We start from the raw sequence: 20021 nt of genomic DNA on the forward strand, positions 1-20021 counted from the left end.
CGGGTCAAGCCCGGCCATGACGGCCCGGCCTTAAGCGAAATAGATCAGGCCCAGCCACTCCGCGACCAGCGCGGGCTTGTCTTCGCCCTCGATCTCCACCGTCACGTTGGTGCGGGACTGCAACTCGTTCGGCTTGCGCAGCTTGGCTTCGGCCAGCACGAAACGGCCGCGGATGCGCTTGCCCGAGCGCACCGGGGAGATGAAGCGCAGCTTGTCGAATCCGTAATTGACGCCCATCGTGGTGCCCGCGATCGCCGGCATCACCTCATAGGACATCACCGACAGCATCGACATCGTCAGGAAGCCGTGCGCGATGGTGGTACCGAAGGCGGTCTCCTTCTTCGCGCGCTCGGGATCGACATGGATGAATTGATGATCCTCGGTCACGTCGGCATAGGTATCGATGCGGGGCTGGTCGATCAGGTGCCAGGGTGACACGCCGATCTCCTTGCCGACCAGGGCCTGATAGGCCTCAAGCGTGATCGGCGCCGACTTCCAGATTTGGTTCACTTAGGTCTCACTCCGTGTTTTCGGCAGTTCCGGAAAATCCTCCTCGCGGAATTCCCGGCCGCGCAGCGGATCGTTGCGATCGTCGTCGCGTTCGAGCCGTCGTAGCTGCACGCGGCGGATTTTGCCAGAGATCGTCTTCGGCAGCTCGGTGACGATTTCGAGGCGGCGGATGCGCTTGAACGGCGCAAGGCGCGTGTGCAGGTGCTGGAAGATCGAGAGCGCCGTCTCCGGCGAGCGCGCGGCGCCCGACGTCAGCAGCACGAAGGCCTTGGGGATCGCGAGCCGGATCGGATCGGGGCTCGGCACCACTGCGGCTTCGGCGACGAGTTCGTGCTCGAGCAGCACGCTCTCCAGCTCGAACGGGCTGATGCGGTAATCGGAGGATTTGAACACGTCGTCGGAGCGGCCGACGAAGGTCAGATAGCCGTCCTCGTCCTCGAACACGACGTCGCCGCTGCGATAGAGCGCGCCTTCGGCGCCCGAGAGCTTGCCGTCGTCGCCCTGATAGCCCTGCATCAGGCCGGCGGGGCGGTCGGTGCCGAGCACCAGCGTCACCTCGCCCTCCTTTGCCTTGTTGCCGTCGGCATCGCTGATCTGCACGCGATAGCCCGGCAGCGGCCGGCCCATCGAGCCGATCTTGATGGACTGGCCCGGCGAGTTGCCGGCGAGCGCTGTCGTCTCGGTCTGTCCATAGCCGTCGCGGATGGTGAGGCCCCATGCCGCACGCACCTGGTCGATCACCTCAGGATTGAGCGGCTCGCCGGCGCCGCAGACCTCGCGCAACGCCACCTTGAACGAAGCAAGGTTCTCCTGGATGAACAGCCGCCACACCGTCGGCGGCGCGCATAGCGTGGTGACCCCGCAACGGCCGATGGTGGCAAGCAGCGCCTTCGCATCGAAGCGCGGCTGATTGACGACGAAGACCGTCGCGCCCGCGTTCCACGGCGCGAAGAAGCAGCTCCAGGCATGCTTGGCCCATCCGGGCGATGAGATGTTGAGATGGACATCGCCGGGCTTCAGCCCGATCCAGTACATGGTCGACAGATGCCCGACCGGATAGCTGCGCTGGCTGTGCCGCACCAGCTTCGGTTTCGCCGTGGTGCCCGAGGTGAAGTAGAGCAGCATCGGGTCGTCGGCATTGGTCGGGCCGTCCGCGCTGAAACTCTCGGAAGCCTTTGCCGCATCATCGTATGACAGCCATCCGTCAGAGGCGTTGCCGACCACGATGCGAACGACGTTCTCCGCGCCGAGACTTGCGAATTTCGCGACCTGATCCTGTGCCGCAACGACCGCCTTGGCCTTGCCGCGATCGAGCCGGTCGCGCAGCTCCTCTGCGGTCAGCAGCGTAGTTGCGGGAATCACGACGACGCCGAGCTTCATCGCAGCCAGCATCGTCTCCCACAGCGGAACCACATTGCCGAGCAGCAACAGGAGATGATCGCCGCGCCTCAAGCCCTGCGCGCGAAGGAAATTCGCGACCTGGGTGGAGCGCTTCGAGAGCGCCGCGAATGACAGCTTGGTCTGACGATCCTGCGCGGCGTCCACGATCCAGAGCGCAGGCCGGTCCCTTGATTCCGCATTGGTGGCCAGCTCGGCGTCGAACCAGTCGAGCGCCCAGTTGAAGGGAACCGGATCCGGCCAGCGGAAACCATTGACCGCCGCTTCGTAATCCGTCCGGTGTTGCAGAAGGAACGCGCGCGCTTCCTGAAATGTCGTCATGATCCGGGCCCGTCGATTGACGTTCGAGCGTAGCCCGGATGGAGCGAAGCGCAATCCGGGGCCGGTCGCGCCAATTGAAAGAGCTGTCCCGGATTGCGCTTCGCTTCATCCGGGCACCAAGCGAAGGCTATTTTCCGGCCAGTCCTCTAACGTGCTTGATAATTCCGGAAAAATCCACCCCACCCTGACCTGATGCGTCGAAAGACTGATAGATCTCCTGCGCATGCTTGCCGAGCGGCGTCGCCGCGCCCGCGGCCTTCGCGGCGTCCTGTGCCAGCGTCAGATCCTTCACCATCAGCGCCGAGGCGAAGCCCGGCTTGTAGTCGTTGTTCGCCGGCGAAGTCGGCACGGGGCCCGGCACCGGGCAATAGGTCGTGAGCGACCAGCACTGGCCCGACGAAGTCGAGGCGACGTCGAACAGCGCCTGGTGCGAGAGGCCGAGCTTCTCGCCGAGCGCAAACGCTTCACTGACCGCGATCATGGAAATGCCGAGGATCATGTTGTTGCAGATCTTGGCCGCCTGGCCCGCGCCGCCGCCGCCGCAATGGACGATCTTCTTGCCCATGTTCTCCAGCACCGGCTTGGCCGCGGCAAACGCCTTGTCGTCGCCGCCGCACATGAAGGTGAGCGTCGCGCCCTTGGCGCCGCCGGTGCCGCCGGAGACCGGCGCATCGACCGAGAGTACGCCGCTCTTGGCGGCGAGCGCGTGCGCGGCCCTCGCGCTCTCGACGTCGATGGTGGAGCTATCGATGATCAGTTTGCCCTTGGTCATGGCGGGCACGACCTCGTTCCAGACCCCGAGCACGTGCTTGCCCGCAGGCAGCATGGTGACGACGACATCGGCGCCATTCACCGCGGCCGCAGCGCTGTCGGCGATGCCGGCGCCATCCGCCTTGGCCTGATTGCGCGAGGCTTCGACGAGGTCGAAGGCCACCACCTTGTGGCCGGCCTTGACGAGGTTGGCCGCCATCGGGCCGCCCATGTTGCCCAGACCAATGAATGCGATCGTGGCCATTGTCGTTTCCTCCGCTGTCGCGTTGCTAATTGAACTTCAGCTCGTCGGCGCCGATCTCGGCGAGATACGGCGCAAGCATTTCCGGCGCCACATCTTCAATGCGCGGCGGCGACCAGGTCGGGTTGCGGTCCTTGTCGATCACGGCGGCGCGCACGCCCTCGCGGAAGTCGTCGCTGCGGAACACCTCCAGCGCGGCGCGATATTCGCGCACCAGGCATTCCTCGAGGCTCGATGAAGCGCGCGCGAGCCGCAGCAGCTTCAGCGTCACCACCATGCCGCGCGGCGATTTTTCGTTGAGTGTCTTCAGCGTCGCCAGCGCGAACTCCGAGCCGTCACGCTTCAGCGCCGCGACAATGTCCTCCATGCGGTCGAAGCCGAACAGCGCGTCGATAACAGGCTCCTTCGCAGCCACCGGCCCCGCCGTCTCGCCGGTCGCAAAGCCGCTGATGAGCTTGCTGACATCGGCGGCGCTCGCGCCCGAGCGCAACGTGGTCAGCGCCTCACGCAGCTCCGGCAACTTCACCGCTGGCACAACCCAGTCGGCGAACTTCGCATGGATCGCGTCCGGTCCGTTCATGGTCTGGCCGGTGAGCCCGAAATAGGTGCCGATCTCGCCCGGCGAATGCGACAGCAGATATGTGCCGCCGACATCGGGGAAGAAGCCGAGCCCGACTTCGGGCATCGCCAGCCTGGTCCGGTCCGTGACGACGCGATGGCTGGCATGGGCGGACAGACCGACGCCGCCACCCATGACGATGCCGTCCATGAAGGCGACATAGGGCTTCGGGAATTTCTTGATCCGGGCATTGAGGATGTATTCCTCGCGCCACAGGATCTTGCCGAGGTCACCGTTGACCTTCGAGCTTTCCCAGAGCGTACGGATGTCGCCGCCGGCGCAGAGCCCGCGCTCGCCGGAGCCTTCCAGCACGATCACCGCGACGGCGGGGTCGGCCTCGAAACGATCGAGCGCCTTCTCGATGTCGCGAAACATCTCCAGCGTCACGGCGTTGATCGCCTTGGGACGGTTGAGCCGGATGATGCCCGCCGCGCCCTCGACGCGCGCGACGAGATCGCCCTCTTCCGCTCCGCTCATCGTGCGCCCTCGATCAGTTTGCGCGCCACGATGAGCCGCATGATTTCATTGGTGCCTTCGAGGATCTGATGCACACGCAGATCGCGCACGATCTTCTCGATGCCGTATTCACTGAGGTAGCCGTAGCCGCCATGCAGCTGCAACGCGTGGTTGGCGACCTCGAAGCCGACATCGGTGCCGAAGCGCTTGGCCATCGCGCAGAGCATGGTGGCATCGGGGTCCTTGCGGTCCAGCGCCGCCGCTGCGCGCCACAGGAAGGTGCGCGCGGCCTCCAGCTCGATCGCCATATCGGCAAGACGGAACTGCAGCGCCTGGAATTCGTCGAGGCGTTTTCCAAACGCCTTGCGCTCCTTCATGTAGGCACGCGCCTTGTCGAGCGCCGTCTGGGCGCCGCCGAGCGAGCACGCGGTGATGTTGAGCCGGCCGCCATCGAGGCCGGCCATCGCGATCTTGAAGCCAACGCCCTCCTCGCTCAGACGATTGGCCACGGGCACGCGGGCATTCTCGAACATGACCGCGCGGGTCGGCTGCGCGTTCCAGCCCATCTTGCGTTCGTTGGCGCCGAACGAGACACCCGGGGTCTTGCCGTCGATGACGAGCGTCGAGATGCCGCCGGGGCCGTCGCCGCCGGTACGCACCATCGCGACCAGCAGATCCGTGCCGCCGGCGCCGGAGATGAACTGCTTCTGCCCGTTGAGCACGTAATGATCACCGTCGCGCACGGCGCGGGTGCGCAGCGCCGCGGCATCCGAGCCGGCGCCCGGCTCGGTCAGGCAATAGCTCGCGATCAGCTCCATGCTGCAGAGCTTCGGCAGCCATTGGTGGCGCTGGGTGTCGCTGCCAAAGGCATCGATCATCCAGCTCGCCATGTTGTGGATGGAGATGAAGGCCGAGGTGGTCGGGCAGCCCGTCGCCAGCGCCTCGAAGATCAGCGCAGCGTCGAACCGCGTCATCGCGGATCCCCCGACATCCTCGCGGATGTAGATGCCGCCCATGCCGAGCGTGGCCGCCTCGCGCATCACGTCGACGGGGAAATGCTTCTCCTCGTCCCAGCGCAACGCATGCGGCGCGATCTTCTCGGCCGCAAACGCCAACGCCATGTCGCGCACCGCGACCTGATCCTCGTTCAGAGCGAACTGCATGCTGGGCTCCTCACCTCCCTCGTCATTGCGAGGAGCGAAGCGACGAAGCAATCCAGACTGTCTTTGCGGAAAGATTCTGGATTGCTTCGCTACGCTCGCAATGACGGGCTGGGCAACAGCCCTACTTCATCAGCGGGATCGAGAACTCCGCGCCTTCCTTGACGCCGGACGGCCAGCGCGAGGTTACCGTCTTGGTCTTGGTGTAGAAGCGAACCGAATCCGGGCCGTGCTGGTTGAGATCGCCGAAGCCGGACTTCTTCCAGCCGCCGAAGGTGTAATAGGCGATCGGCACCGGGATCGGCACGTTGATGCCGACCATGCCGACGTTGACCCTGGCCGCGAAGTCGCGCGCGGCGTCGCCGTCGCGGGTGAAGATGGCAACGCCGTTGCCGTAGTCATGCTCCGACGGCAGCGCCAGCGCTTCCTTGTAGTCGTGCGCGCGCACGACCGAGAGCACGGGCCCGAAGATCTCTTCCTTGTAGATCCGCATGTCCTTGGTGACGTTGTCGAACAGCGAACCGCCGAGATAGAAGCCCTTCTCGTAGCCCTGCATCTTGAAGCCACGGCCGTCGACGGCGAGCGTCGCGCCTTCCTTGATGCCGATGTCGATGTAGCTCTTGACCTTCTCCACCGCCTCGCGCGTGACCAGCGGACCGTAGTCGGCCGACGGATCGATCGAGGTGCCGATCTTGAGGCTCTCGACGCGCGGGATCAGCTTTTCCATCAGGCGGTCGGCGGTGGACTTGCCGACGGGCACGGCAACCGAGACGGCCATGCAGCGCTCGCCGGCCGAGCCGTAGCCGGCGCCGATCAGCGCGTCGACCGCCTGGTCCATGTCGGCGTCGGGCATGATGATGGCATGGTTCTTGGCGCCGCCGAAGCACTGGCAGCGCTTGCCGGTCTGCGCCGCGCGCTCATAGATGTACTGCGCGATCGGGGTGGAGCCGACGAAGCCAACGGCCTTGATGTCGGGATCGTCGAGGATGGCGTCGACCGCTTCCTTGTCGCCGTTGACGACGTTGAGGATGCCGGCCGGCAGGCCCGCTTCCATCATGAGCTCGGCGAGCAGCATCGGCACACCGGGATCGCGCTCCGACGGCTTGAGGATGAAGGCGTTGCCGCAGGCGATGGCGGGGGCAAACTTCCACATCGGGATCATCGCCGGGAAGTTGAACGGCGTGATGCCGGCGACGACGCCGAGCGGCTGACGCATGGAATAGATGTCGATGCCGGGGCCCGCGCCCTCGGTGTACTCGCCCTTCATCAGATGCGGGATGCCGCAGGCAAACTCGGCGACCTCGAGGCCGCGCTGGATGTCGCCCTTGGCGTCCGGCACGGTCTTGCCGTGCTCGCGCGCCAGAAGCTCGGCGAGCTTGTCATAATCGCGCTGCACCAGCTCGAGGAATTTCATCATGACACGGGCGCGGCGCTGCGGGTTGGTTGCGGCCCATTCGGGCTGCGCGGCGCGCGCGTTCTCCACGGCGGCGCGGACTTCGGCCTTGGACGCCAGCGCCACCTTGGCCTGCACGTCACCGGTCATCGGCTCGAAAACGTCGGCGGTGCGGCCAGAGGTGCCCTTTACTTCCTTGCCACCGATGAAATGTCCGACTGAACGCATGGAATGATCTCCTTGAGGCCGAGCTTGAACGCTTTGACAAATCCTATCGACCTGCATTTTATAGGATTCAAGTCTGAGATAATGCACCATAGATGTGCGAAAATGCTGGATCAAGGCGCTATCGATTGGGACGACTTTCGCTTCGTGCTGGCCATCGTGCGGGGCGGCTCGGTTTCGGCTGCGGCAAAACAGCTCGGCGTCGACCATGCCACCGTGATCCGCCGCGTCGACCGGCTGGAGAAGCACCTTTCGGCCAAGCTGTTTGACCGGCGCAAGACCGGCTATCTCCTCACCGAGGCCGGTCAGCGCGTCGCCGACAGCGCTGAAGCCATGGAATCGACCATCGTCGCCAACCAGGAGCAGGTCGGCGGCTCGGTGGCGCGGCTGACCGGGACGGTAAGGATCGGCGCCCCCGACGGCTTCGGCACCGCCTTCCTGGCGCCGCGGCTGGCACCCTTCGCGGACCGGTATCCCGATCTCGATCTGCAACTTGTAGCCACCGCGCGGCTGTTCAGCCTCTCCAAGCGCGAGGCCGATATCGCCATCAGCCTGACCATGCCGAAGGAAGGCCGCATCGTCGGCCGCAAGCTGCTCGACTACCGCCTCGGGCTCTATGCCGCCCCTGGCTATCTCGACCGCTTCCCGAGGATCGCCTCAAAGCAGGACCTGCCGCAGCATCGCTTCGTCGGCTACATCGAGGAGCTGCTGTTCACGCCGGAGCTCGACTACCTGCCGCAAGTCTCGCCGCGGATCTCCGCGCGCTTCCGCAGCGCCAACCTGATTGCGCAGCTCAACGCCACGCTGTCAGGCTTCGGCATCGCGGTGCTGCCGCATTTCATGGCGAGCGATTATCCGCAGCTGGTGGCCGTGCTGCCGGAGGAGATCGCGATCACGCGGACGTTCTGGATGCTGATGCACGCCGACAGCAAGGACCTCGCGCGGATCAGGGCGGTGGCGGATTACATCAGCGAGATCGTGGAGCGCGAGCGGGCGTTGTTTGCAGGGCGATAGCACCGGGCACGGGTGGGCTAAGCGACTTGTCCGCCGTAGCGCGCAGAGCGAAGGCGGAAGCGTACCCACGCAACCCCAACGGTCAAAAGAGATTGTGGGCACGGCGCAAGAGCGCCTTAGCCCACCCTACGGCAGCTCGCCTAGGTCTTCGCCTTCTTCGCCGCCACAGCCTTCGGCTCGCGCTTCGTGACGTCAAGTGCACTGTCCTTGCCCGCCTTCAGCACTTCGTCCGACAGCTCGCTGGAGCCGGCGATGCGCGCCAGCAGCATGGTGCCGGCCATCGCCGCCAGGGTCGCGATCGCCTGCTTGCGAGCGGCCTTGCGCGGCAAGTTCGGGATGTAATCCGCCATCAGCTCGATCATCTCGTCGAGCTTGCCGGCAAACGCCTTGCGGGTTTTCGGGCTCTCGCGGGCGATCTCGGCGCCCAGCGCGGGAATCGAGCAGCCATGGCCGGGATTGTCGCGGTGCAGCGCCGAAAGATAAGCCTCCGCGATCAGTGTCAGCCGCTTGTCCGGCGCGGCTTCGCCGGTGATCTTGCGCCAGTGCTCCATCGAGCGGTCCATGGCGTAACCGAAGGCTTCGATCACCAGCGCCTCGCGGGAATCGAAATGGGCGTAGAAGCCGCCATGGGTGAGGCCGGCCTCCTTCATGAGATCGGCGACGCCGATGCCATGGGCGCCCTTTTCGCGCAACCGCACGGAGGCCTTCCTCACGATGCGGTCGTGGGTTTCCTGCTTGTGTTCCCGGGAGTAGCGCATGCGGTTCTCATTGGATGTCGATGGTCATTTCATAACACGCCAATCGCGAAATGGGTGCATTAATTCATGTTAAGTTGTTTCCGATCATGGAAAACGTTGCAGTTGCATGCACCGCAAGGGCCCCCTTGCCGTCGCGGACGAAGCCTTCGGTGTAGCTGGTCTGCCGCCCCAGCTTGATCACCTTACCTTCGGCCGAGATCAGCCCGGAACGGACCGAGAGCGGGCGCAGGAACGTCATTTTCAGGTCGAGGGTCACCGAGCTCTGGCCGGCCTCGAGCCGGGTCGAAATGGCACAGCCCATGGCGGTATCCAGCAGCGCCGCGGCGGTCGCGCCGTGAATCAGCCCGATGGTGTTTTCGAGGTCCTCGCGCGGCTCCAGTTCCATGACGATCCGCCCCGGCTCGGCCACGGCCATGGTGAAGCCGATCAATTTGGCGAAGGGCGGCGGCGGCAGCCGGCCATCGCGTATCCCCAGCATGGCATCCATGCCTGATAGCCCCATGACCGCCCGCGCGACCGGCGCAGGCACCTGCCAGTCCACCATGCGCTCACGCCGCTGAGCCGGTGAAAACAGGTCGAGTTGATCAATGTCGGTCATGGCCACCTCTTTATATGATATATATCATACTATGTTGCGGACTTCGCTCTGGCAACTCACCCTCCTGCCCGCTTGACAAGCCGGTGGTTTCGGCCCGGAAGTGATCCGGCCACTGCGCCTCCTGCGCCAACCAAAATCGATCGAGATCCCACGATGGAAATGCTCAACCACCATTGCGGCGTGACGCGCGACACACGCGGCGTCGTCCATGTCGCGATCTGCAACGCCGGCCCGCTCAACATTCTCGGCTCGCCGGTGACCGACGCTGTGCGCGAGGGCCTGCAGCAGCTCGCCTCCGACCGCAGCATCCGCGTCCTCGTGCTGCGCGGCCAGAGCGAGAAGAGCATGATCGGCGGCGCCGACATCAAGGAGATGGCCAAGCTCGACCAGAAATCGGCCGAAGCCTTCATCAGCCGCCTGCGCGATCTCTGCGAAGCCGTGCGCCAGTTCCCGGCCCCCGTCATTGCGCGCATGCCCGGCTGGTGCCTCGGCGGCGGGCTTGAAGTCGCCGCCGCCTGCGATTTCCGCATCGCCGCGCATGATGCGCATTTCGGCATGCCGGAGGTGCGCGTCGGCATTCCCTCGGTGATCCACGCCGCCCTGTTGCCGCGCCTGATCGGCTGGGCCCGCGCGCGCTGGCTGGTGATGACGGCGGAGAACATCGACGCATCGACCGCGCTCGCCTGGGGCCTGGTCGACAAGGTCGCGGCCGAAGGCGGGCTCGATGCCGAGGTCGAGCACGTCGTGAAGGCATTGCTCGAATGCGGACCCGAAGCGCTGCGCTCGCAGAAGGCGCTGCTCCGACAATGGGAGGAGCTGCCGCTGACGGAGTCGGTGAATCTGAGCGTGAAGGTGTTCGGCGAATCGTTCCTGACCGACGAGCCGACCCGGCTGATGGCCGCGTTCGTGAACCGGAAACGGTAGGCTGCGCCGAGCGCGACGGCGCTCCCACAAAGGCGGTGTCATGCCCCGGCTTGACCGGGGCATCCAGTACGCCGAAGCGCCAGTTGAAAGAGCGGGTTCGCCAACGCGCGCCTCTGGAATACTGGATTGCCCGCTTCGCGGGCAATGACAGCGGAGTGAAGCAAGGCTGAGCTGACATCGAAGCATCGGCGTCGAGGCCACTCCCCCACTCGCACGACCAAATCTCATCCGAGCCACGACATTTTCTCATCTCTCCCGCGGGTTGCATTTTTTGCGTCGCATCATATGATGATCGTAATCTTAACCGCCGCCAGGGAATTCCGTCATGGCCGAAGCCGCCGATCCCGTTGTCATCGTCTCCGCCGCCCGCACGCCGCTCGGCCGCTTCATGGGCGAATTGTCGCCGCTTCCCGCGCATAAGCTCGGCTCGCACGTGATCGGCGCTGCGCTGGAGCGCGCCAAGCTCGCGCCAGAGAAGGTGGACGAGGTCTTCATGGGCTGCGTGTTGCCGGCGGGCCAAGGCCAGGCGCCCGCACGCCAGGCCGCGCGCGCTGCCGGTCTGCCCGATGCCACGGGCGCGACCACCGTCAACAAGGTCTGCGGCTCCGGGATGAAGGCGACCATGCTGGCGCACGACATCATCCGCGCGGGCTCCGCCGAGATCGTCGTCTCCGGCGGCATGGAGAGCATGAGCAACGCACCCTATCTGCTCGCCAAGGCGCGCGGCGGCTACCGCGTCGGACACGACCGCATCATCGACCACATGATGATGGACGGCCTCGAGGACGCCTACGAGACCGGCCGCTCGATGGGCGATTTCGGCGAAGCGACCGCAGAAGCCTATCAGTTCACCCGCAAGGACCAGGACGCCTATGCGATGGAGACGCTCAGCCGGGCACGCAAGGCGGTCGAGGGCGGTGCGTTCAAGGCCGAGATCGCGCCGATCACGCTGACCGAGAAGGCCGGCCCCCGCGTGATCGCCAATGACGAGCATCCGCTGAAGGTCGATCCCGCCAAGATCCCAGGCCTCAAGCCGGCGTTTCGCGTCAATGGCACGATCACGCCGGCGGCCTCCTCCGCCAATGCCGACGGCGCTGCCGCGCTGGTGCTGACGAAGCGCTCGCTTGCCGATCGCAACGGTTTGCCGGTGCTGGCCGAGATCAAGGGCCATGCCACCCATAGCCAGGAGCCGCAATGGTTCACCACGGCGCCGATCCCGGCGATCCGCAAGCTGCTCGACAAGGTCGGCTGGGCTGTCTCCGATGTCGACCTGTTCGAGATCAACGAGGCCTTCGCCGTGGTGGCGATGGCGGCGCAGCGCGATCTCGGCATCGCCAGGGAGAAGCTGAACGTCAACGGCGGCGCCTGCGCACTCGGCCACCCCATCGGCGCGACCGGCGCGCGGCTGATCGTGACGCTGCTGCACGCGCTGGAGGCGCAGAACCTCAAGCGCGGCGTTGCGGCGCTCTGCATTGGCGGCGGCGAAGCCACGGCGATCGCCGTGGAGCGGCTGACGCACTCGCGCTGATGTCCGAAATTGAGGGAAGTCTGTCATTTTAGACTTCCCTCGATTGTGCCAAACAGGAAGCATGACGCGGGTCCGCGCGCGACTCGCCAACAAGATTGAGGCCCAATGATCTCGAACTGGCTCGCGGCAGCACTGTCCCGCCGCAACGTTCATTACGGCTGGGTGATGGTCGGCGTGACCTTCCTTGCCGCGCTGATCAGCGCCGGCACGGTCGGCGCGCCCGGCGTGTTCATCGTCCCGCTGCAGAAGGAATTCGGCTGGAGCACGGCGGAGATCTCCTCCGCGCTGTCGATCCGCTTCATCCTGTTCGGGCTGATGGCGCCGTTCGCGGCTGCCCTGCTCAACCGCTACGGCCTGCGCAACGTCACGCTGACCGCTCAGCTGATCGTGGTCTCGGCGCTGGTCCTCTCGCTCGGCATGACCGAGGTCTGGCAGCTCGTCGCCCTCTGGGGTGTCGTGATCGGCATCGGCACCGGCATGACCGCGCTGGTGCTGGGCGCGACGATTGCGACGCGCTGGTTCGCAGCACGCCGCGGCCTCGTGGTCGGCATCATGACCGCGAGCGTCGCCACCGGCCAGCTCGTCTTCCTGCCGCTGCTGGCCAGCCTCACCGAACGCTATGGCTGGCGGCTCGCGCTCGGCTTCGTCTGCATCATGCTCGGCGTCTCCGCCCTCGCCGTCCTGCTCGTGATGCGCGACCGGCCGAGCGACGTCGGCCTGCGTCCTTTCGGCGACGAGGGCACCACACCCCTGCCCGCTCCGCCCGTCAATCACGGCTCCATCACGGGAGTGGCGCTCGGCACGCTGCGCGACGCCTCGAAGTCGACCGCGTTCTGGATCCTGTTTGCCACCTTCTTCGTCTGCGGCGCCTCCACCAACGGCCTCGTCCAGGTGCACCTGATCCCGATGTGCCTCGACTTCGGCATCCCGCAGGTGCAGGCGGCGAGCCTGCTCGCCGCAATGGGCATCTTCGACTTCTTCGGGACCATCATGTCGGGCTGGCTGTCGGACCGCTACGACAACCGCTACCTGCTGTTCTGGTATTACGGCCTGCGCGGGCTTTCGCTGATCTTCCTGCCCTTCAGCGATTTCTCGTTCTACGGCCTCTCCATCTTCGCGATGTTCTATGGCCTCGACTGGATCGCGACCGTGCCGCCGACCGTGCGTCTCACCGCGCAGAAGTTCGGCCCCGAGCGCGCCAATCTCGTGTTCGGCTGGATCTTCGCCGGCCATCAACTCGGCGCCGGCACCGCCGCCTTCGGTGCGGGTTTCTCGCGAACGGTCTATCAGAGCTACCTGCCCGCGTTCTTCATTGCCGGTGCGCTCTGCGTGTTCGCCGCGCTGATCGTGCTAGCGCTGTCGCGGCAACCGAAACCGCAGCCGAAACCGGTCATGGCCTAGTACCTGATCGTGGTGGTGACGCCGAACACAGCGGCGTCACCAATTCGCGAAACACCGGTCGGATCGTTCGGATTGAGGATTCCGCCGGAGGGGCGGAACACATATTGGAAATAAGGCGCGACCAGCCAGCCCGGCTTGACATGCGCCTCGTAGATCATCTCGATCAGCGTCTCATTGCTGCGCACCGGCCCCTGCACGCCGGTGTAGACGTTCGTATCGACGTCGAGCGTGCGCGCGGTGTTCGATATCCGCATGTAGGCCGCCGCCACGCCGAACCGGTCGAGCGGACGGCCGGGCATGAAGCCGACGAAGCCGATGCCGCCGTCGAGATAGAGGTCGATCAGATTGCGGTCCGGCGGGCTGTAGGCGATGCGGCCGAACGCGGTGATGCCGGGGAGCGAGGCCGAGGTGCTGTTCTCCTTCACCTCGGGCGGACGATAAAGCACCTGCTCGATCACGGCGAAGATGCCGTAATTGCCTTTGAGCTTCGCCGGGATCCCGCTGCCTGAGGGATCGGCGATCGACTGCCCTTCCGCGGTGAAGCGCTGGCTGTCGAACGCACCGTAATGCTTCCAGGCCCCCGGCGTGAAATTGCCGGCGAGCGGACGTCCCCCGACATCGATGTCGTAATTGAAGCGAACCTGTCCGATCACCCAGGGCGGATCGTTGACGCGGAAGGCGAGGCCGTGATGGTCGCGCAGCTGCGGATCGGCATCGCCCGGCCCCGACGGATCGCCGTTGAACACCGCCCCGAAGGCCGTGATCGTGTCCGTCAGCGCGGCCTTGATGCGAAGGCCGGGCACCGCGATCGGCGGCGCCGGGCCGCCGGCCGGAAGGTTGGAGGCCTTGATCGCGGGCCAGCCGAACGTGCCGTTGACGAAGAGATCGTCGGTCTGGCTGTCGAAGAATTCGACGTCGGCCGCCTGCTGGCCGGCCCGGATGTTGAGGCGGTCGTTGAAGAAGCTCTGCTCGAAGTATGCATTGTAGAGCCGCTGATCGGGCAGCGCCTCGATCTCGCTGATGGTCGCGAGGTTCATCAAATAGTTGCGCGAGAGCCCCTGGCCGTAGGTCACGAATGCGTTGGCGTAGAAGCGCCCGCCGGTCCAGCCAATCAGCTTGTCGAGATCGGCATCGACCGACAGATCAAGACGGCCGAAATGAATCGCACCGCGCTTAACGCCGCCCGAGGCGTTGCCGATGTTGTCTGCGATGTAAGTGACCCCGAAATTCAGGCCCTTGCCGGCAAGGCCGTCATGCCACGCGTTGAACCATTTTGGAAACAGCCATTCGGCCGCGCTCTCGTCCTTGGCGCCGGCGAATGCGCTGGGGCTTGCCACGACGTGGGCCAGCGCGATGGCAGCCAGGGATTTTCGGGTCCTCCAACTCACGATCGGCGCGCGCTATTTGAAGATGCCTGTGCGCCGCATGAACAGATAGGCCGCACCGACGGATGACGCCATCAGCATCGTGGCCCAGAGAAATCCGCTCTCGACGTCGGTCAGCGGCAGGCCTTTCGTGTTCATGCCGAAAATGCCGGTGATCAGCGTCGGCGGCAGCAGCAGCGAGGTCACGATGGAGAGCGTGTGCAGATGACGATTGCTCTCCTCCTCGTTCTTGAAGCGCAGCTCCTCCTCGAGCAGGCGGCTGCGCTCGCGGAGCTCGACGATGTCGTGGTCGAGCCCGTCGAGCCGCTGCGCCAGCTTGCCAGCCTGGATCCGCAACGTGGGTGAGAGACGATCGGTGTTCTTCTGGTCGAGGCGGTGGAACAGCACGCGCAATCCCGTGAGCTGGCGATGCAATCTGACGCAGGTCCGGCGCAGGCGGCCGAGGTTGCGGCGCATCTCCGGCCTGGCGTCGTCGGCGAGAATCCGCTCCTCGATGCCGTCGATCTCCTGGCCGAGCTTGTCCGCCATCCGATCCAGCGTATCGGCGACCTCGTCGACGATCTTCTCCAGGAGATGGGCGACATTGTCGACGCGATAGCCACCTTCGAGCACGCGCCGCGTCGCGTCCGCCGAGCACAGCGCCTGATGGCGGCCGCTGATCAGAAGACGCTCGGTCATGGCAAAGCGCAGGAACGCCGTCTCTTCCGTCGCGCTGTCGATCTCGCGGATGAGATCGGAGAACACGCCGTAGACGCAGTGATCGATGACGTGAAGCTGCTGGAACGTGTCGCTCGACAGCAGCAGCTCGCGCGCAAGCGGCGGCAATTGCGACGATGCGATCCACGGGCGCACCCGACCGTCCGTCAGATTGAAATGCAGCCAGAGCCGGCCGTCATGGCTGAACTCGATCGGCCGGTCGATCGGCAGCGCCTCGGCGCTGCCGTCGCTGTGCAGGCGGAAGGCCCAGACCAGGCCGGGAACGCCGGGGTCGGTGTCCTCTATCGCGCTGACAAGCTTTGCCGGCTCCGCCATGCCCAACCCCAACCGCCAACGACTGCCCAATTTCGAAAGATGGCTGACGGCATCCTCCGCACCACGCGGGTACTCAATTACGCCAGTGTTACAGCTTGATGATGGCGTCCTGGTCCTTCGGTGCCGAGTCCGGCGCGCCAGCGCGTCTGAAGGACATGATTCATGGAGGAGACACAGTTTCGCATTCTCGCGGCTCATTTCGCCCGAGCTTTGCTCTCTTCATTGCGCCGTCTCCAAGGAAAGGGCGCAGGGAAGGCCGGATGCCGGCTGGCACCCGAAGTCCCGCGTGCAAAAAAGACGCGCACGGGGTGGACGACAGGTGACGCCGGGCAACCGGCCTTCCCTGCGCGGATGGTTTTACGGCTTATGTCGCGCTCTCCCCGGGGAGCGATGCACTATTGCCCCCGTCGCCTTGCGGATCATTGAAGTGCTGACCGGTTGGCCGCACCTCGCCGCAACACTTGACGCACAGACCCCGGGCGTCAGGACCACACGATTTTGCCGCCGCGCACATCCCCGCCCCTGTCTCCGATGACTGGCGTGCGCTCGCCACCGGGACTGAACGAGGACGCTGTCAGCGCCGTGTCGTATCGCGCGTGCCGCTGCTCACGGGAGTCCCGCCCTGCAGCCAACCCGGCGCGCCGACGCCGTCGCGGCCACCGCCTCCCGGCCCGCGTCTCGTGACGATCGCGAAACGCCCCTTGCGGCGGGCGGGATGCGCAATACATACGGTATATCCGAATTCTTGTAAAGCGAATTTTTGGACCAGCCGACGCTGCCACGTCTCGAAGACCGAGGCGCACGAGCCGCCGCAACGGGTGATGCGGCCGCGCTTCCCCTACCCCGGCCCCGGCATGTTGCCCGCGAACTGCGGATAGCATTCGCGCAGCTCCTCGCGAATGCGGCTCCGCATCAAGGCCAAGGTCGCCTCGTCCGGCAACGGCGTCGAGATCTCGCATTGCTCGTTGTCGTAGGCGAAGCCGGTCGTGCCGCGGATGTCGCGCCAGCCATATCCGGGATGCGTGCTCTCCAGGCGAAAGCGACCGGCCTCCCTGTCGAAGGAGAACAACGCCGCATTGGTCAGGAGCGCATGCGGGCCGCCACGCCGATAGACCGTCTCGTCGCTGACGCCCGGCGCAGACACGAAGTCCACGCGTTCGACCAGGGATCGCAGGCTGTGCTCCTCGCGGAACAGAATGACCCTGGGAACGAGGAAGTACAGATAGGCGGAGCCGAACGAGCCCGGCCATCGAACCGGATTGTTCGGATAGTCGCCGGTGCCGACGAGATTGACATTGCCCTGCCCGTCGATCTGGCCGCCGCCGAGAAAGAAGGCGTCGAGGCGCCCCTGTGCGGCGCAATCGAACAATTCCTCCGCACCGCCGGTGAAGGAGTTGTGCTTGACCGAGCCGAGGATCGAGACCTGCACGCGTTCCAGCCCGTCACGCTCGTTGAGCGCACGCAACAGCATCGCGCCAGCGGCCGGCATCGGCGACGACTGGCCGACCGCAACATGCCGCACGCCCCTCAGCAGCCGCGAAATCGTGTAGATCATCAGCTCGCGGCTGGTGCACGCCTCGCTCATGCCGCGCTCCTGGAATCCCGGATGTAAGCCTGGAAGCCTTCCGGCGAGCGCGCCGCGCGCGCGTATTTCTCGACCTCCTGCCCGTCCCTGGGATATTCGGCGTAGAGCCCGGTGGGCCACGCACCGTTCTTCAGCTCTGCCACCGCCCCCACATAGATCGCGGGCAGCACGCCGGCGGCCATCTTCTCGTCCTCGAGCAGCGACGTCTCGGAGATGCGCTCCACGGTCACGAAGGCCTGCTTCGACGCATGGGCGAGCAGCATCGTCTCGCGCCGGCGGCCGAGCCGGACGTTACCGAACCGGTCCGCTTCGGGCGCGTGAAACAGGGCGATGTCGGGCCGGATCGCCGAGACCACGACGATCTTCTCAGCGTCGTCGAACGGGTTCGACGTCACCTTCCAGTCGTCGCGCTTCTTGAGGACGTCACTGCCGATGATGCCGCGGATCGGCATGAACGGAACGCCCTTCTCCGAAGCCGTCAGGCCTGCGAAAACAGCGGGGCACGTCGCATCGCGAAGGCGAATGGACCCGTCGCGGACGGCGCGGCTGAAGCACGGCGCGCCGCCGGCTTCGCCGAGGCTGACGGCGCTGGTCTCCAGCGTCGCCACCGCGCCGGCGCCGATGAGCATATCGACCTGCATGCCGCCGATCGGCGCACAGACCACATGGAGATCGCGAATACCGCGATCGATCAGCATCCGAACCAGCCCTGGAGCGGCGGCGTAATCGTCCGGCGCAAGGCCGAGCTTGCACCCCGAAGGTATCCTCTCCGCCATCTCCTGCGGCGTTACGAAGTCTGTCATCTCTCCACCTCTCCCTCGATTTCCAACCGCGACGCCGTCACGCGTCACGGCGTTCTAGTTCTTTGTTGTGACGTCCCTCGACGAGACGTAGCCGTCCCGCGTCTGCGGCAGCTTCCAGCCCAGCACCTTGCTTGCGACCAGCGTGCGCAGCACCTGCGCCGTGCCGCCGCCGATCGTGAACATGCGGACGTCGCGCGCCATGCGCTCCAGCGGGAAGTCGCGCGAATAGCCGCGGGCGCCGAACACCTGCAGAGCGTCGTTGACGATCTTGATGGCGGCCTCCGAGGCGAAGATCTTCGCCTGTGCTGCCAGCGTCGGATCGGGGAACGCGCTGCCGCCCGGCCCGCGCGAGGTTGCCGCCGCGTGCAGCATCAGGCGCGATGCGGTGAGTTGCGTCTGCATGTCGGCAAGCATCCAGTGCAGCCCCTGGAATTCGCCGATCGGCCGGCCGAACTGCTCGCGAGTCTTGGCCCATGCAACGGCGTGCTCCAGCGCGCCGGCGGCGATCCCCATGGCGACCGTGCCCGCGCCGACACGCTGGCTGTTATAGGCATTGATGAGATCGGCAAAGCCGCGCTTGAAGCCGGACGGAGGCAGCAGCACCATGTCCGGCGTGATCTCGAGGTCCTCGAACACGAGTTCACCCTCGGGCATGCCGCACAGCCCCATCGTCGTTTCGCGCTTGCTGACGCGCAGCCCCTCGGCCTCGCCGCGAACGGCCAGGAAGCCGCCGACGCCAAGCTCCTCCCCGCTCTCGTCGAACACGCGCGCAAAGATCAAATGAAGCCGGGAGACCCCGGCGCCGGTGATCCAGTGCTTCCTGCCGTTGAGCACGTAGCGGTTGCCGCGCTTGTCGGCCCGGGTCGTCATTCCGCTCGCATCGCTGCCGGCGTCAGGCTCGGTGATGCAGATGGCGGGCTTGTCGCCTCCGAGGACGAGATCGGCCGCGCGTTTCTTCTGCGCATCGGTCCCGTAGGCCATGACGGTCGAGATCGCGCCCATGTTGGCCTCGACCACGATGCGCGCAGAGACGGTGCAGGACCGTGCGATCTCCTCGATCACCAGCACCGTGTCGAGGAAGCTCCGGCCCTCGCCGCCATATTCAGGCGGAATGGTCATGCCCATGAAGCGCTCGGCCTTAAGCGCCTCGACGACGTCCCACGGATATTCGCGCGACGTGTCGATGTCGGCCGCACGTCGGCGGATCGTTTCGTCGGAGAGCGCCGCAGCCCTCTCTTTCAGGACCAGCTGCTGGGACGAGAGCTCCATGACCGTTCTCCATTCCGCGGACGGGCGCGCTTGCCGAAGCGATCCGTCAGCCGCGCCCCATGCTGTAGAATTCTGCGTTCGGACGCATGCTGGTGACGTTGGCGAGCCGGTTGGAGAGGCCGAAGAAGGCCGTGATCGCGGCAATGTCCCAGACGTCCTCTTCCGTGAACCCGTGCGATTTCAGCGTGGCGAAATCGGATTCGGACACCTTGTAGGCCTCGGTCGAAACGCGAACGGCGAAGTCGAGCATCGCCTTCTGCCGGTCGGTGATGTCAGCCTTGCGGTAGTTGACCGCGACCTGATCGGCGATCAGCGGGTCCTTGGCGCGGATGCGCAGGATGGCGCCGTGCGCGATGACGCAATATTGGCATTGATTGAGGTTGCTGGTCGCAACCACGATCATTTCCCGCTCGGCCTTGGTGAGGTTGCCGGGCTTGTCCATGAGCGCATCGTGGTAGGCGAAGAACGCACGAAACTCGTCGGGCCGGTGCGCGAGCACGAGAAACACGTTCGGAATGAAGCCGGACTTCTCCTGGACGGCGAGGATACGGGCCCGGATATCGTCCGGCATGTCGGCGAGTTCAGGGACGGGAAAGCGGCTGACGGCGGGTGCCTGGGTCATGGCCTGGA

At 65.5% G+C, this 20021-nt stretch carries 18 protein-coding genes; 4 read left to right on the top strand and 14 right to left on the bottom strand.

Features of this window, described 5'->3' with window-relative positions; genetic code table 11:
• Positions 1 to 30 precede the first annotated feature (30 nt).
• The 6 genes from Q0743_RS16735 to Q0743_RS16760 all read right to left on the bottom strand — a co-directional run bounded on the left by Q0743_RS16735 (position 31) and on the right by Q0743_RS16760 (position 7097).
• A complete protein-coding gene (locus Q0743_RS16735) occupies positions 31 to 510 on the bottom strand; it encodes a MaoC family dehydratase (RefSeq protein ID WP_298242613.1) in 480 nt (159 codons plus the stop codon).
• Positions 511 to 2229: an AMP-binding protein gene (locus Q0743_RS16740; protein WP_298242614.1), complete on the bottom strand. Its 1719-nt coding sequence runs from the start codon at positions 2227 to 2229 to the stop codon at positions 511 to 513. It lies immediately after the preceding gene.
• 127 nt (positions 2230 to 2356) lie between these two features.
• A complete protein-coding gene (mmsB, locus tag Q0743_RS16745) occupies positions 2357 to 3274 on the bottom strand; it encodes a 3-hydroxyisobutyrate dehydrogenase (RefSeq protein ID WP_298242748.1) in 918 nt (305 codons plus the stop codon).
• Positions 3270 to 4337, bottom strand: a complete 1068-nt coding sequence (locus Q0743_RS16750; RefSeq protein ID WP_298242615.1) for an enoyl-CoA hydratase/isomerase family protein — start codon at positions 4335 to 4337, stop codon at positions 3270 to 3272. The genes mmsB and Q0743_RS16750 overlap by 5 nt, the downstream gene beginning before the upstream one ends.
• Positions 4334 to 5479 (bottom strand): isobutyryl-CoA dehydrogenase, encoded by a 1146-nt coding sequence (locus Q0743_RS16755; protein WP_298242616.1) that lies wholly within the window; start codon positions 5477 to 5479, stop codon positions 4334 to 4336. Before Q0743_RS16755 ends, Q0743_RS16750 begins: the two co-directional genes overlap by 4 nt.
• A 121-nt stretch (positions 5480 to 5600) precedes the next feature.
• Complete coding sequence (locus Q0743_RS16760) at positions 5601 to 7097, bottom strand: CoA-acylating methylmalonate-semialdehyde dehydrogenase (RefSeq protein WP_298242617.1); 1497 nt, start codon at positions 7095 to 7097, stop codon at positions 5601 to 5603.
• A gap of 102 nt (positions 7098 to 7199) precedes the next feature.
• Between Q0743_RS16760 and Q0743_RS16765 the strand changes: the two genes are divergently transcribed.
• Positions 7200 to 8108, top strand: a complete 909-nt coding sequence (locus tag Q0743_RS16765) for a LysR family transcriptional regulator (RefSeq protein WP_298242618.1) — start codon at positions 7200 to 7202, stop codon at positions 8106 to 8108.
• 140 nt (positions 8109 to 8248) lie between these two features.
• Here the strand turns inward: Q0743_RS16765 and Q0743_RS16770 are convergent, their stop codons facing one another.
• Entirely contained in the window at positions 8249 to 8866 is a 618-nt protein-coding gene (locus Q0743_RS16770) for a TetR/AcrR family transcriptional regulator (RefSeq protein WP_298242619.1), read from the bottom strand.
• A 64-nt stretch (positions 8867 to 8930) separates the two neighbouring features.
• Positions 8931 to 9464 carry a PaaI family thioesterase gene (locus Q0743_RS16775; protein ID WP_298242620.1) on the bottom strand — a complete coding sequence of 178 codons (534 nt, stop codon included), beginning with the start codon at positions 9462 to 9464 and terminating at the stop codon, positions 8931 to 8933.
• A 153-nt stretch (positions 9465 to 9617) separates the two neighbouring features.
• Here Q0743_RS16775 and Q0743_RS16780 point away from each other — a divergent pair, with 153 nt between their 5' ends.
• The 3 genes from Q0743_RS16780 (at position 9618) to Q0743_RS16790 (ending at position 13317) form a co-directional block, all read left to right on the top strand.
• Positions 9618 to 10388, top strand: a complete 771-nt coding sequence (locus tag Q0743_RS16780) for an enoyl-CoA hydratase (protein WP_298242621.1) — start codon at positions 9618 to 9620, stop codon at positions 10386 to 10388.
• A 325-nt stretch (positions 10389 to 10713) separates the two neighbouring features.
• Entirely contained in the window at positions 10714 to 11916 is a 1203-nt protein-coding gene (locus Q0743_RS16785) for an acetyl-CoA C-acyltransferase (RefSeq protein WP_298242622.1), read from the top strand.
• A gap of 105 nt (positions 11917 to 12021) precedes the next feature.
• Entirely contained in the window at positions 12022 to 13317 is a 1296-nt protein-coding gene (locus tag Q0743_RS16790) for an MFS transporter (RefSeq protein WP_298242623.1), read from the top strand.
• Here the strand turns inward: Q0743_RS16790 and Q0743_RS16795 are convergent.
• The 6 genes from Q0743_RS16795 to Q0743_RS16820 form a co-directional block, all read right to left on the bottom strand.
• Positions 13314 to 14708 (bottom strand): carbohydrate porin, encoded by a 1395-nt coding sequence (locus Q0743_RS16795; RefSeq protein ID WP_367184923.1) that lies wholly within the window; start codon positions 14706 to 14708, stop codon positions 13314 to 13316. The genes Q0743_RS16790 and Q0743_RS16795 overlap by 4 nt on opposite strands.
• 9 nt (positions 14709 to 14717) lie before the next feature.
• Positions 14718 to 15734, bottom strand: a complete 1017-nt coding sequence (locus Q0743_RS16800; RefSeq protein WP_298242625.1) for a transporter — start codon at positions 15732 to 15734, stop codon at positions 14718 to 14720.
• A gap of 838 nt (positions 15735 to 16572) precedes the next feature.
• Positions 16573 to 17319 (bottom strand): CoA-transferase, encoded by a 747-nt coding sequence (locus tag Q0743_RS16805; protein WP_298242626.1) that lies wholly within the window; start codon positions 17317 to 17319, stop codon positions 16573 to 16575.
• The gene (locus Q0743_RS16810; RefSeq protein ID WP_298242627.1) at positions 17316 to 18122 is read right to left on the bottom strand and encodes a CoA transferase subunit A; all 807 of its coding nucleotides are present in this window, start codon (positions 18120 to 18122) and stop codon (positions 17316 to 17318) included. Before Q0743_RS16810 ends, Q0743_RS16805 begins: the two co-directional genes overlap by 4 nt.
• Positions 18123 to 18176: 54 nt before the next feature.
• Positions 18177 to 19391 (bottom strand): 3-sulfinopropanoyl-CoA desulfinase, encoded by a 1215-nt coding sequence (gene acdA / locus Q0743_RS16815; protein ID WP_298242628.1) that lies wholly within the window; start codon positions 19389 to 19391, stop codon positions 18177 to 18179.
• Positions 19392 to 19437: 46 nt separating this feature from the next.
• Positions 19438 to 20013 (bottom strand): peroxidase-related enzyme, encoded by a 576-nt coding sequence (locus Q0743_RS16820; RefSeq protein WP_298242629.1) that lies wholly within the window; start codon positions 20011 to 20013, stop codon positions 19438 to 19440.
• Positions 20014 to 20021: the final 8 nt, after the last annotated feature.

This window comes from uncultured Bradyrhizobium sp., assembly GCF_936943645.1.
GTDB lineage: Bacteria > Pseudomonadota > Alphaproteobacteria > Rhizobiales > Xanthobacteraceae > Bradyrhizobium.

Coding starts and splice junctions, on each gene's coding strand:
- Q0743_RS16790 (WP_298242623.1), top strand. CDS start 12,022: ATGATCTCGAACTGGCTCGCGGCAGCACTGTCCCGCCGCAACGTTCAT.
- acdA (WP_298242628.1), bottom strand. CDS start 19,391: ATGGAGCTCTCGTCCCAGCAGCTGGTCCTGAAAGAGAGGGCTGCGGCG.
- Q0743_RS16750 (WP_298242615.1), bottom strand. CDS start 4,337: ATGAGCGGAGCGGAAGAGGGCGATCTCGTCGCGCGCGTCGAGGGCGCG.
- Q0743_RS16820 (WP_298242629.1), bottom strand. CDS start 20,013: ATGACCCAGGCACCCGCCGTCAGCCGCTTTCCCGTCCCTGAACTCGCC.
- Q0743_RS16760 (WP_298242617.1), bottom strand. CDS start 7,097: ATGCGTTCAGTCGGACATTTCATCGGTGGCAAGGAAGTAAAGGGCACC.
- Q0743_RS16765 (WP_298242618.1), top strand. CDS start 7,200: ATGCTGGATCAAGGCGCTATCGATTGGGACGACTTTCGCTTCGTGCTG.
- Q0743_RS16810 (WP_298242627.1), bottom strand. CDS start 18,122: ATGACAGACTTCGTAACGCCGCAGGAGATGGCGGAGAGGATACCTTCG.
- Q0743_RS16785 (WP_298242622.1), top strand. CDS start 10,714: ATGGCCGAAGCCGCCGATCCCGTTGTCATCGTCTCCGCCGCCCGCACG.
- Q0743_RS16740 (WP_298242614.1), bottom strand. CDS start 2,229: ATGACGACATTTCAGGAAGCGCGCGCGTTCCTTCTGCAACACCGGACG.
- Q0743_RS16800 (WP_298242625.1), bottom strand. CDS start 15,734: ATGGCGGAGCCGGCAAAGCTTGTCAGCGCGATAGAGGACACCGACCCC.
- Q0743_RS16775 (WP_298242620.1), bottom strand. CDS start 9,464: ATGACCGACATTGATCAACTCGACCTGTTTTCACCGGCTCAGCGGCGT.
- Q0743_RS16805 (WP_298242626.1), bottom strand. CDS start 17,319: ATGAGCGAGGCGTGCACCAGCCGCGAGCTGATGATCTACACGATTTCG.
- Q0743_RS16780 (WP_298242621.1), top strand. CDS start 9,618: ATGGAAATGCTCAACCACCATTGCGGCGTGACGCGCGACACACGCGGC.
- Q0743_RS16755 (WP_298242616.1), bottom strand. CDS start 5,479: ATGCAGTTCGCTCTGAACGAGGATCAGGTCGCGGTGCGCGACATGGCG.
- Q0743_RS16770 (WP_298242619.1), bottom strand. CDS start 8,866: ATGCGCTACTCCCGGGAACACAAGCAGGAAACCCACGACCGCATCGTG.